Source organism: Chitinophaga sp. (assembly GCF_039596155.1).
Classification (GTDB): domain Bacteria; phylum Bacteroidota; class Bacteroidia; order Chitinophagales; family Chitinophagaceae; genus Chitinophaga.
Genome location: NZ_JBCNKF010000036.1, coordinates 37,123 through 49,995 on the forward strand (window position 1 = coordinate 37,123; position 12,873 = coordinate 49,995).

Annotated in this window: 10 protein-coding genes; 3 read left to right on the forward strand and 7 right to left on the reverse strand. The window is 46.1% G+C overall.

Annotation, left to right across the window (positions count from 1 at the left end):
- Positions 1 to 304: 304 nt before the first annotated feature.
- The 3 genes from ABDW33_RS26680 to ABDW33_RS26690 form a co-directional block, all read right to left on the reverse strand.
- Positions 305 to 2,758, reverse strand: a complete 2,454-nt coding sequence (locus ABDW33_RS26680) for a DUF4965 domain-containing protein (RefSeq protein WP_343693157.1) — start codon at positions 2,756 to 2,758, stop codon at positions 305 to 307.
- 267 nt (positions 2,759 to 3,025) lie between these two features.
- On the reverse strand, positions 3,026 to 4,132 hold the full coding sequence (locus ABDW33_RS26685) for a glycoside hydrolase family 88 protein (protein WP_343693158.1): 1,107 nt from the start codon (positions 4,130 to 4,132) through the stop codon (positions 3,026 to 3,028).
- A gap of 20 nt (positions 4,133 to 4,152) precedes the next feature.
- Positions 4,153 to 6,225: a hypothetical protein gene (locus ABDW33_RS26690; RefSeq protein WP_343693159.1), complete on the reverse strand. Its 2,073-nt coding sequence runs from the start codon at positions 6,223 to 6,225 to the stop codon at positions 4,153 to 4,155.
- Positions 6,226 to 6,345: 120 nt separating this feature from the next.
- Here ABDW33_RS26690 and ABDW33_RS26695 point away from each other — a divergent pair, with 120 nt between their 5' ends.
- On the forward strand, positions 6,346 to 7,386 hold the full coding sequence (locus ABDW33_RS26695; protein WP_343693160.1) for an isoaspartyl peptidase/L-asparaginase: 1,041 nt from the start codon (positions 6,346 to 6,348) through the stop codon (positions 7,384 to 7,386).
- A gap of 226 nt (positions 7,387 to 7,612) precedes the next feature.
- Here the strand turns inward: ABDW33_RS26695 and ABDW33_RS26700 are convergent, their stop codons facing one another.
- A complete protein-coding gene (locus tag ABDW33_RS26700; protein ID WP_343693161.1) occupies positions 7,613 to 7,945 on the reverse strand; it encodes a DUF4870 domain-containing protein in 333 nt (110 codons plus the stop codon).
- A gap of 160 nt (positions 7,946 to 8,105) precedes the next feature.
- Positions 8,106 to 8,525 (reverse strand): inner membrane protein YiaA, encoded by a 420-nt coding sequence (gene yiaA, locus ABDW33_RS26705; RefSeq protein WP_343693162.1) that lies wholly within the window; start codon positions 8,523 to 8,525, stop codon positions 8,106 to 8,108.
- Between the two features lie 177 nt (positions 8,526 to 8,702).
- Here yiaA and ABDW33_RS26710 point away from each other — a divergent pair, with 177 nt between their 5' ends.
- Together ABDW33_RS26710 and ABDW33_RS26715 are read left to right on the forward strand one after the other, a co-directional pair.
- Positions 8,703 to 9,386 (forward strand): VIT1/CCC1 transporter family protein, encoded by a 684-nt coding sequence (locus tag ABDW33_RS26710; RefSeq protein ID WP_343693163.1) that lies wholly within the window; start codon positions 8,703 to 8,705, stop codon positions 9,384 to 9,386.
- A 200-nt stretch (positions 9,387 to 9,586) separates the two neighbouring features.
- Positions 9,587 to 10,504, forward strand: coding sequence for a DUF6600 domain-containing protein (locus ABDW33_RS26715; RefSeq protein WP_343693164.1), 918 nt, complete (start codon positions 9,587 to 9,589; stop codon positions 10,502 to 10,504).
- A gap of 107 nt (positions 10,505 to 10,611) precedes the next feature.
- Here ABDW33_RS26715 and ABDW33_RS26720 read toward each other — a convergent pair whose 3' ends face one another.
- A complete protein-coding gene (locus ABDW33_RS26720; RefSeq protein WP_343693165.1) occupies positions 10,612 to 11,859 on the reverse strand; it encodes an ATP-binding protein in 1,248 nt (415 codons plus the stop codon).
- A 41-nt stretch (positions 11,860 to 11,900) separates the two neighbouring features.
- Positions 11,901 to 12,872 carry an NAD(P)H-quinone oxidoreductase gene (locus tag ABDW33_RS26725; protein WP_343693166.1) on the reverse strand — a complete coding sequence of 324 codons (972 nt, stop codon included), beginning with the start codon at positions 12,870 to 12,872 and terminating at the stop codon, positions 11,901 to 11,903.
- Between the last annotated feature and the right edge of the window lies 1 nt (position 12,873).

The window sequence follows — 12,873 nt, forward strand, 5'->3', positions numbered from 1 at the left end:
GGTAAAGGAATAAATAAGATTTTAAAAAGAAAGGTCGCCAGGAATGACAACCTTTTTCTACCATATCCTAATAAAAACCAAGCTCTTAACAGTATATGACCATGCTCATATACATATATATTGAATAAATTATTTCAGATTGCTGTTTAGTAATAGAGAAGTCGTAGAATAGTATAACATAAGTGCACTACAAATATAAACAAGCCCTGTATCGTGACGTGTAGTACAATTACTACACCCTAAAAACAAAGATGGGGAAGCCGTAGAAAGGCCTCCCCACCACAATACAGCTGATTGCTGCTAATTATTTACCTAGCTTTTTTGATAACATTTCCATAAAATAACCTCCTACTACACTTCTCGCCTGGAACCCTACCATCTTTCCATCAGTCGTCTCATGCCAGTCAGAAATAGGTACACGGCTGGTGGTTTCCTGTGCATACCTGTAGATCGGTGTGATCAGTGCTTCGAAGTCAGACTGATTGTCTGTCAAAGTAGCTGTCCATACAATCCAGTCAGATTTAGTGTAAGTCTTACGGCTATCCAGTGGCAAACCATATTTTTTCTGCTGTGTCAGGTAATACTTAATCTCCTTATCATATACCGCTTTAGGGAACAGATCCAGCCCCAGCACTTTATCCCATACCAGATTGTACTTCTGGCTCCAGCTACCTTTGCGCTCAAACGCCAGTGTGTAATGGTCACCGTCATCTGCCAGCTTCATCCAGGCGGGCACCATGTTTTTTGCCGCAGTTCTGAATTTCTCAGCGGTTGTTTTATCGCCCAGCTGATCTGCCAGTGAGGCGTAGCAACCCAACCCTACAATGGCCTTTACGGAGAGATTAGCGTTCCTCGCCAGGTGACCTGCAAAGTCATCCGTACACAGCTGGTTAGCAGGGTCGAAACCTTCTTTCAACAGGTATTCAGCCCAGGTGGTCAGGGTTTTCCAATGCTTTTTCGCGTAGTCTGCATTGCCTTCGGCCTTTGCGATGGCAGCAGTCAGAATAATCATGTTACCAGATTCTTCAACAGGCATCCCTTCGCCATATACCTGCCCATTGGCGAGGGGATATGTACCCAGGTCATGCGCGGCATAAGGTTCCGTGTATTTGCCACTTTCGCTGAAATAGAAGATACCATTGGTCATTCCCTTCATCAGATCCGGGTTGTAGATGAGGAACAAAGGAGCTGATGGATAAGTTACATCCACCGTATTGATACATCCATTGCTGAAGTTCTCTTTGGACAGGAACAGGATCTCACCTTCAGGACTCTTCACCAGTTTGTGCGCAGCGATACTCTGGCGATAGCCGAGTACACACATCTTAGCATAAGTGTCACCACCAGCTTTCGTGGCATCGGCGTACATCTGTTTATCAAAAGTGTTGCAACGCTCCAGTATGGATCCGTAGTCTTTGCTGGCGGCAGCCAGTTCTTTTTCGATGGTAAAGGTATCATCCTTTTTCCACCATGGACGCAGGTTGTTACCAAAGTACTGAATGCTGTAGATATCATCGTAGCCAATCAGTATTACCTGTTCTTTCGTTGCTGCGCCTACTTTGCCCAGGTTCACAACTGTGTTCAGTGACAGTTGCTTACCGGAAGTCACTGTTTTGGGCTTGCCTGTACCAGCGAAGGATGCAATGGCGTCGGCATCAGAGGTCACCGTCTGGACAGCATTTGCTTCTTTAGGTACTGCTACATACAGGTACCCCCAGTCTATGCGAAGGTCATCACCTTTCTTCGCGAGGATTGCCTGCTCTTTTGTACCTGTTTTCAGGATAGAGAGGCCATTGCTGGTGAACTGTTGTGCAGTCACTTCCTGACCTGCAGTGTTGGTAGCCAGCGTGGAAGCAGCCCCGAAGTACACCTGTACATCGTGCGCTGCGCCATCATTTGACTGCACTTTGTAGCTAATGTAAGATACCGGACGAGACATCAGGTCCAGGTCATTTAGTAATAAAGGAGAAAGGAAGTTCAGTATGAGATCTACTTTACCACAGGTAAAGGTATAGGTCGTCTGTGTAGCGGAGAGCTGCACACTCTTTTGAACTGCCGGCTGCACCGCATCTGCCAGTGCGTTCTTTGGTTGTATGGAGATTCCTGCGTCGAGATAAGCGCCTCCCTGTGTGTTGGTAACATGTATGGCCATTACATTTTTACCTTTTTTCAGGAGCTTCTTTACATCATCGCTGATCGGGAAATATTGCATATGATTCAACCAGCCTTCATAACTATACGCCTTTGTACCGTTAATATATACTTCAGCGTTATCATCATGATTGACCTTCAGGAAGAGGGGCGCTGACGGAATGTTATTCAGGTTGAATGTGCGGCGTACCCATATATCCCGGGTATTCCATTGAGTACCGGGCATATGCTTGTCGTTGGTAAACGGCGCTTCGCCTGTCTGCCATCCTTTTTCAATGAAAGCAGGAGACATCCAGTCAGCAGCAGGGGCTGTTTCGGTAAAAGAAGCCGTGTATTTCCTTTCGTCTGCTGCAGGTACAATACCGTCAAAGTGTTCCCCCTGACGACCCAATACACGATAAGTGGTGCCATCTACTTTTATCATCCCTACTATTGGCTGCTCTGCACCAGTCCAGTGACGGGTAGCAGAGGCAGTCAGGTCATCTGTTGCAGACCAGATGCTGAAATAAGGATCATGTGTGACCAGTGGATAGGCAGGTGCCTGTTGTTGCTGCGCGTGAAGTTGCTGAGCGAGCAACAGCGCGGCAATACCCAAAAATTTGTTCATGGTTTTGTGGAGCTTTATATTGATTAAAATATACGCGAACGTGGACGCAAAGCCATTGCTGGCTGCGGAAGTGTTGAGACGCATGGACCTGACTTTGAATAATGACGTGGATCTATCTTCTTCGTTTTTCATTCACACAGGGTGAAAAATAGGGATTTTATTCTAAATAAAAGGTAGGTTGTACGCTTATTTTTTTGTTGCGTAAGCTAAAAGTGCACTTCTGCAAAAGACAGAAGTGCACTTTGACAAGGGCCGTGTACCGGCTAACTATTTTAATTTATACATCTCGCTACCTGCCAGCAGGAAACATCCCAGTCCGTAATCTTCAAAATCCGGGATCTTATCAAAGGTAACCGGCTGACCATCTGAAGGCTGCTTACCTGTGCTTTGCACAAATCCCAGCATTCCATTGTCATGTACACAATCTTTTACCAGCGTATTCCATGCCTTCACCACTACCGGGTAATAAGTTTTTTTATCCAGGTAACCTTTACGGATGCCCCAGGCCATACCATATATAAACAAGGAAGTACCTGTCAGCTCCTTACCTCCATAGTTGCCCGGATCGCGCAGACTTGCATTCCAGCAACCATCCTCCCTCTGTAAGGGTAACAGGGCCGCTGCCATGTCCTGAAAGTCATGCAGGAAGATCTTATGGTATGATGTATTTTCAGGCAGTTGTTCCATTGTTCTCACCAGCGCAGCCAATACCCAGCCATTACCCCGGCTCCAGTAGCAGTTTTGTCCGTTCGGTTCTTTGTAAGGCGGGATGAAGTCTTTATCTCTCCACCACAGGTGCTCTTCGCTATTGTACAATCCATCTTTTGTCCATTCGTACATCTCATACATACGATGATAGTAAGCGGTGTCTTTGTATATTTTTCCCAAACGGGCCATCACCGGCATTGCCATCTGTATGGCATCAATCCAATGCCAGTCATCAATTTTAGCTGTTTTCAACATTGTATCAATAGAAGCTTTGATATTGGCAATGCGTTCCGGCTTTTTATCTATCAGGTACAGATCGATGTACGTTTGCCCGCAATCCTGATCATCCGCATTACGGGTTTTTATGCCGTTACGCAGGTTCCAGTTGTGCTTCTCCCCCCACTGAACGGCATAATCATAGTAAGACTTTTTAGGGTCTATACTATACAAAGCCATGAGCCCTTCATAGTACACACCACGGGTCCAGATATTAGAAGGCCATGTTTTATTCAATACGATCTCTTTCCCGGCATCCGGCCACTTGTCCATAAAATACTGGTTTGTCTTCGTCATTGCTGCCAGCGTCGTTTTCTTTGGAATGAGGGTTTGCTGTGCCTGGGTATTGACGGCCAATAGCATGGTAAAGAACAGAAAATACTTTGTCATTGTGGATTTATTTAGATTTATCAGGGCATAGGCTGCAGGCCTTCCCATTTTACTTTCCATCTGCCATTTTTAGGAATACCGGGTTCTTTGACGGTACACCCATCGTATCCTGCACACATGAGCGCTACAGCTGTTAATAACCCACCATTGCCGGGCAGGTACAGGCGCAACCTGTCATCCTGGTAATTGTGTCCGTTGCGTAGCCAGGTATTTGTTTTGATCTGCATGAACAGGGCATCAATCGCCCTTTCGGGTTGCCCCAGCCTTACTGCCGTCATGCAGGTAAGGGGGAAGTCCCACCCCCAGGTATCTTTCCAATCCCAGCTGGTCCATATTTTATCGAGTGTATGGCGCATGACAGCGGTATCCAGCGCAGGGCTTGCAGGCAGCATGCCCAATGTACCCAGTACTGCGGGATGATCCGTCATGTAAGATGGCCGGGTATAGCTGTCAGGCGCACTTTCTGCCGCGAGGTATACGCCCTCCTGCCGGGGAAGTGACGACAGATCCTGTAATACTTTATCCCATCCAGGATGGCGGGGCAGGCCGGCTCTTTCCCGCCATCGCTGAGCAGTTTGTAGTCCCCACCGCCAGTAGGCCAGTTCGTATGTCGGGTTATAAGTTTCTTCGGGTTTAAACCTTTCCTGGGCAGGAATGAGCCCTTTGCCTAATATATAGCGATGGGTGGCACTGTCATACCAGGCATAGGACGCCATGAAATCGGCCGTGGCAGCGACCAGCGACTGATACCTGGCTAGTACTTCCGGATGCTGGCGGTATAATAGCTCTGCCATGTAAATGAAATGTGGTTGCTGCCAGATGAGGAAAGCACCTACAGAAGAGGGGCTTTCATTTCCTGCAGGATCTGTCATCTTCTGCCAGCGAATACCTTTATATCCCTGTCTTTGAGCGATCGCCCGGGCTTTGTCTGCCACTGTTGCGTACCATTGCAGGCTCTTTTCCATGAGATCAGCCCTGCCCCAGAGGGGAAAATGAACCTCATGCCACCAGTACATTTCAAGATGGGGCTTACCATACCAGCTGTTGTAAGTCAAACCCGTTTCCTGTGGTGGCATAGTACCTGCACATTGTATGGCCATGAGGTACTGTGAAAGGATCACTCTCCGTTCCAGTTCAAAAGCGCGGGGGTCTGTACTTCCGCTAAAATCAACTGCTCCTCCCCTTTTCCAGAATGCCTGCCAGTATTGGCGGCTGTCATTTTCAGTTTGGGTAAAAGAAGGAAGGGCCGGTGCTTCATGGGGAGAAAATTGAATGGTGATCTCCCTGTCGGGGGTCAGCAGGAACTCATGGGGATGTGGGTTGGCTATGCTTGCAGGGGAATAATTCAGGTAATAACGGGTTGTATCTAACTGGTGGATGATCAGACCGGGTTTAATGACAGATGACAGGTGCCTGTCGGGATGTTGGTAGTTAGTACCAGCATCTGCAAACCCGCCTGTAGGGTACGGCAGGCGAATACGAATTTTCAGTCGCCCCTGCTTTACCAGCGGTGAAATGACTTTGACAGCTATCACGTCTTTGCGGGGATGCACGACTGTGCGGACTTGTACGGGTACGCCTTCTACTGTAAAAGCACTGCGGATCTCGCCGTTCCAAAGGTCTAACACCTGATTTACCTGCCGGATGTCAGTGAAGGTAGCAGGTTGTCCATTCTTTTTCAGGATCAGCAACCCCACATTTCCCAATTGCAGGCGGTGTACATTCTGGCGAAAGTAATCGACAGCCGGTGTATTCTTTTTCTGTACTGCGTAGGTAATATCGCGCCCGTGCAGGTGATAAGACTGGTAAGTATCTTCAATTTTAGCCCCTGCGATATTGGGGAAGCTATGCCATCCCCAGCCGGATTGGGTGCCCAGGGGGATACCGTTGCTGTAAGTTTCAGGAAAAGTCTGTAACCCTGTAACGTCTACGGTAAAGGCGAAATTGCCATTGCCCAGGGAGAGTGCAGCCAGGGTATCTGCCTTGTGCAGGATCACATTATGCCGCGCTACAAGCGCCTGTCGATTGATAGGCGTTTGTGCACATACCATAAAGTATGTACAGGTCAACAGGAAAGTAAGGTAGTTTTTCATTCGTGGAATACTTAAAAATACGTCTTTATGAAAACGTTTGCATAAAAAGTTGACTTTTCAAATATGCGAAATGAAGAGAGTAAATGTATCCTATGCTGTCTTTTTACTATTTTAGCTAATATGAAAAAGTTACTCTTTTGCTGCCTTATGCTTAGCCTGAAGGCGGTTTGCTATGCCGAAGAAGGTACCCCACCACAGGAAAGATATATTTTAGTGATTCATGGCGGTGCTGGTACTATTACCAAACAAAACATGACCCCTGAAAAGGAAGCCGCTTACACAGCCGTGCTGAAAGAGGCCCTGATTACGGGTTTTAAAATGCTGAAAGCCGGAAAAAGCAGTGTGGATGCGGTAGCAGCTACCATCAAAGTCATGGAAGACTCTCCCCTCTTCAATGCGGGCAAAGGTGCTGTATTCACCCACGATGGTAAAAACGAAATGGATGCGGCTATTATGAATGGTAAAAGTCTGCAGGCAGGTGCTGTAGCCGGGGTGACGACTGTAAAGAATCCGATCGCTGCCGCAAAAGCAGTGATGGAGAAATCTGAGCACGTGATGCTGGCAGGCCGGGGAGCTGAGCAGTTTGCCAAAGATGCAGGCCTGGAGATCGTCGATCCCAAATATTTCTGGACCCAGGATCGTTGGGATGCGCTGCAAAATGCACTGAAAACTGATACAGCCAAAACAAAACCAGACCACAGTTATACACCGGCAGGAAAGCTGGGTATTGAAAATGTGGATAACAAGTTCGGTACGGTAGGTGCAGTGGCGCTGGACAAAAACGGTAACCTGGCAGCAGGGACATCTACAGGCGGCATGACGAACAAAAAATATGGTCGTATAGGTGATTCGCCCATCATTGGTGCTGGTACTTATGCAAATAATAAAACTGCGGCGGTGTCCTGTACGGGTTGGGGTGAATATTATATCAGGGATGTTGCTGCGTATGATCTTTCTGCTATGATGGAATATAAAGGAATTGGTCTGGACCAGGCAGCGAAAGCGGTGATTGAAAAGATCGGCGTGCTTGGTGGCAGCGGAGGATTGATTGCCCTGGATCAGGCAGGTCATGCAGTGATGCCGTTTAATACGGAAGGGATGTACAGAGGTACGATTACTGAAGACGGACAGATTGATATTGAGATCTACAAGCAGCAATAAAGGGTAATGACTCAGTGTGAATATTAAAAGCCAGCATTCAACGCCTGCTTTTTATGCAACACAACCTGAGTCGGGACTTATATATGCAGAAAGACTGACTAACAGGCCACCATCTTTGTAGGGGAATGGTAATAATACCTTGTTAGTCAGTCTTTTTATGCTTTCAAAAGGATAGTTAATCCGGGTTTTTCAACAATGATATTGGGTTTAATATTTTCTGAAAACATTAGTTCAGAAAGCTGAATTTGTTTTCGAAGACTTTCCCAATAACTGGTACTGGTCTTTGTGCTTCATTAGAAGCGGTTATTATTCCAAATATCAGCAGAATCAATGGAAGAAGGCCGGCAATACTCAAGAGCATTCCTAAAGAAGGGATGACACTCGCGACGATGTTTACAATAATTCCAATAGCAACCCCGGCGATAAACACCCCCAAGGCTTGCGCAAGATGGTAACGAACCAACGGTGACCGTTCAGGCGTTTCCTTATACTTGACGTATGCAATTACCCAACCAATAATTGTACAATAGGCGACGATAGCTAATGTTTTGTCCTTCATGATATGATCAATTTTTTCGTGATTGATGATGTCACAAAAGTATTCCCCCCAGGTATGTGCAGCTATTTTTGTGCTACTACGGAAGTACTACAAGCGAAAAAAACAGCGTCTACGAAACATCTACAAACAACACAATCAATTCAGGATCATACTATTAAAACTACTCCCCTTTATTAATATTATGACTTTCAGCTTTGGCAGCCTGGTTATCGCGTGTATTTTTCTGCACTGCGATAGCACCAAAAATGCTCAGTAAAAATGCAAATGCATAGAATCCTTTTTCGCTTGGCAGCAAGGTGGCGTTCCATAAACCAACGGCCAAAAGCACTAAACAAAGCAATGTAGAAAACCAGCTAATACCATAATAAATATCAGTAACGGGAATTCCTTCTAACCTGTCTCGTACACATTTTTGTACAGAAACCCCGGCAAAAAGGCCATACATCAGTATCGTGAAATAGTATCCTTTTTCGTTAAGTTGCATTTGGGCATTCCACAGGCCGACAATGTAGCCCAATATGCCAATAAGCAGCGCAACCCAGGATGCGGCAATAAATGCCATCGATGGTTTTTGTTTCATTATATCAGTAAGTTTCTATATAAGATACAAATTAACCCTAATTATCAGGGGCCTGAAATAGCTGATTTCAGGGATAAAATCTGGGAATTTTATAATATCATGAAAATCATGCCTCTCTAAAGTGACGATTTTAAATACTCATTCTATTTTGATAATTTTATATCAATACAATTATCCATGCATCAGGAAACACACGTAAACAGTTCGAATTTTGTAAGAGATGTAATCATCGGCATGTCCGACGGACTCACTGTACCCTTTGCCCTGACTGCCGGATTGAGTGGGGTACTGGACACCAACCATCTCATTATCGTATCAGGCATTTCTGAAATTGCAGCTGGCTGTATTTCGATGGGATTGGGTGGATTTCTGGCGGGCCAAACGGAGATAGAGCACTACGATTCTGAACTGAAACGGGAGTATGAAGAAGTGGAAAGGGTACCCGAAACGGAAAGAAGTGAGGTGGAAGCCATCTTTATAGATATGGGTGTGGATAAAGAGCTGAGTAAACAGGTCACTCTACAGATCAGCCAGGATAAAGACAAATGGGTGGATTTCATGATGCGCTTTGAGCTGGGGCTGGACAAGCCTGACAAGGACAGGGCCATTAAATCGGCATTGACCATTGCGTTCTCTTACCTGGCCGGTGGGTTTATTCCCTTATTCCCTTACCTGGTCACATCCAATAATCAGCAGGGGTTCTATTTTTCCTGTGTTATTACGGTGATGGCCCTCGTCGTATTCGGCTATTTTAAATCGAAAGTAACCGGGCAACCATTATTAAAAGGCACATTGAAGGTAGCGTTCACAGGCATTATAGCCGCTGTGGCAGCTTATGCACTGGCGAAAATCGTAAGCTGATTTACATCACGACTTTGCCCACTGACCGACTGTTTGACCCCATTGAACTACATCGCATGATTTGGTGTTCTTTCTGGTTTTAGTTTTGTATTGAAACATGGTAATGACTCGTGTAGACTGTTGAAAAATTGAATGAGCGTCAGGATCATGTAGTCAACTAAACAAGAAAGAGAATGTTATTCATTTAAAATCACCCAATCATGAGACGTATTGTTTTAGCCCTGTGTTCGTGTTTGTTCTTGTTGAATAGTTGTACCACGACAACGACTGTACAGGGTACCACCTCATATGATAATGGTTCTATCACTTACCAGACTTTTTACGATGACCTCTCTCCTTATGGTAGCTGGATAGATTATCCTGGTTACGGCCATGTGTGGAGTCCGGCTATGGATGGTGATTTCCGTCCTTATGCGACCAATGGTCACTGGGTATATAGCAATGAAGGCTGGATGTGGGCATCTGACTTCCGCTGGGGATGGGCGCCATTTCACTATGGCCGCTGGTTCTACGATGATGGCTACGGATGGCTGTGGATTCCGGGATATGAATGGTCGCCGGCATGGGTTACCTGGGGATCTGTGGATAACTATTACTGCTGGGCTCCCCTGGGACCAGGCGTGGGTGTAGGTGCTGCCTACGGCTCCTGGAGACCACATGACTACTATTGGAACCAGGTGCCGAGAGATCACATTTATGATAATGATCTTTCAAGAGTAGTGTCTCGTCCTAATGCTGCTGACAGGATTTCTGTGATTAACAATTTTGCTACCACACACGGTCATAATTTATATTATTCACAGGGACCTAATGTGGCAGAGGTACAACGGTATACTAACAGGACCATCACACCGATGGCTATACAGAATACCCGCGTACGGGGCAATGCTGTACAGACAGGCAATAATATGCAGGTATACAGACCACAGGTACAAAACCCGCTACCCAGACAGTATAGGAGTTTTGAAAACAACAGCACTCATCCTGTTATGCAAATGCAGGACAGACCAATGATCCAACGATCTGAACAGATCAGGAATGTGAATAGTCTGCCAATGCGTACAGCGCCGATGATGTCTTTTCCATCTTCTCCATCGGGCGGCAGGGTGAGAAGGTAAATAAAAGAGCCTGTATCTTTTCTTTTTCAGATACAGGCTCTTCTTATTGCAGGCGTTTTATAGAATTCTCAGTATGTAGTTAAATCGTGATACACTTTCCTGATGACCTATCGTAACAACTTTCTGTCTTCGTCGCTGAGCGGCACTACATGACTCACCAACGCTACTATTTCTTCCTTCATTCCCGCTTCCAGCAGTAGTCCCAATAAACCCACATTGATACGTTGCTGCTCTTTGTTGAGTCCCTGGAACAGGCGGGGCTCTATGCAATACAGATTCTTCACCACTTTGAGCAGTGCCTTTTTCTTCCTGCCATCGTTCAACTTAGGAATGATGCCATTCTTCTCATAGTTATCCAACAGCTTCTCTGCCGCTTCGCCATCTACAAATGTCTTTTGACGCAATCTTACCAGTTCATGCAGGTGATTCATCAGTGTTTTGAATACGCCATGCTGACGGGTACGTTCAAACAGGTTCTGAGACAATTCATTGTCCTGTGGATTAAACGCATCGAAGTAGCGGGATTCTACATATACACTATGATAGAAGCCGATTGCATTATTATTGAACGAAGTGAGGTCTTTGAATAACTCCTTCTGGTGAGAATTGAGAAAGTAAAAAAAGAATTTGTCGCCAATACGTTCAGACCACCTTACAAAGGTAATCTTGAAAAAGTGGTCCTTGCCCTCTGCATCCTTTAGTGGTAATGTCCCGATATCTGTCTCAGCAATCAGCTGTTGATAAGGCAAGGGGGCGCCATTGATGCGGATCTGGTATTCTTTCTCCCGGTTCAACATCAGGAACCAGCCAAACTCTCTCTCAAGAAAGGTTCTGAATTCATCAGACTGAAAGGAGAACCCTGTTACATCAAACAGGTCTGTGAAAGTAACGATCGTACCGGTAGTGCCTTTTGACAACTCCCGCTTATTGTGTGGATCGAAATAGTCTTTCGTATTCCTGCTGATTGTGATTTCGTAGGCATTGAGCTTACCGGTGGTCTGGTCTTTATAGACCGTTTTCCACAATGCTTTCCCGCTAAAGGCAGAAAAGGAGAACCGACCGCGACCTTTGTTTCCTTTGATAACGGAGGAGGTCTTCTGAAAAGTGGCCTTTTTAATAGAGTCGTTGAAATTGCCGAAGGTCTCTTTCAGCTGGTCGTAGTCGATACCAGTGCCATTGTCGGTGATTGACAGACTATGGATGGTATCTATTTCATTTGTTTCAAAAGTGATATCGATAACGGATGCTGCTGCGTCAAAACCATTCCAGATATATTCTGCCACCGCCTCCATATAGTCCCGGGGAAGGCCGGAAGACTGAATACCGGTATCTGTAACAGACACTTTTTCTTTCATATTACGTGCGCATTTAAGTGGGCAAAAGTAACATAAAAGCCTTATTCATTTACTAATATAATCTTTCCGATATGTTGGCTGCTTTCCATGAGGGCGTGGGCTTCCGGCGCTTTATCATATGAAAAAGTCGCATATATAACTGGCTTATATTTCCCCGTGTGTATAAGTGGCCATACTTTCTCCAGCAGCTCCTGTGACAGGGCTTTTCGAAAGGCATAATCGCGTGGGCGGAGGGTGGTGCCTGTGATAGTCAGGCGCTTTTGCATCATACTGGCAATGTTCAGTGCTGCCATGTTGCCCCCCATGGCATTGATATAAACCAGCCGGCCTTCGGTGTTGAGGAGCTGGATATTCTTGTCCAGGTAGTCCCCTCCCACCATATCGAGTATGACATCCATACCTGTACCGGCGAAAGCTTCTTTAAAATCCTGTTCCTTATAGTTGACATAACCGGCGGCCCCAAGTTCCAGGCAGGCCCTGCCTTTTTCTTCAGACCCAACGGTGACATATACATTTGCATCAAAGGCGTGCCCCAGCTGGATAGCGGCGATACCGATACCGCTGCTGCCACCATGTACCAGCAGGTTCTCTCCGGGTTGTAGGTGTGCCCGCTGAAATACATTGGTCCATACCGTTGCAATTACTTCGGGCAGGCTTGCGGCTTCTGCAAATGAGAGTTTTTCAGGTATGGGCAGACATTGTCCTTCCTTAGCGGAGACGTAGGTAGCGTATCCACCACCTGCAATCAGTGCACATACTTTATCGCCGGGTTTCCACATCGTTACACCGGGGCCGCATTCTTTTACAATGCCAGCCACTTCCATTCCCAGAATTTCCTGTACAACGCCTGGAGGAGCCGGGTATTTTCCCTTGCGCTGAGAAACGTCTGCCCTGTTGAGACCAGCCGCTTTAATCTCAATCAGCACTTCTTCTGCACCCGGAATGGGGGTAGGGTATTCCTGTAACTTTAGTACTTCTGGTCCTCCAGGTTGGGTAATAACGATGGCTTGCATA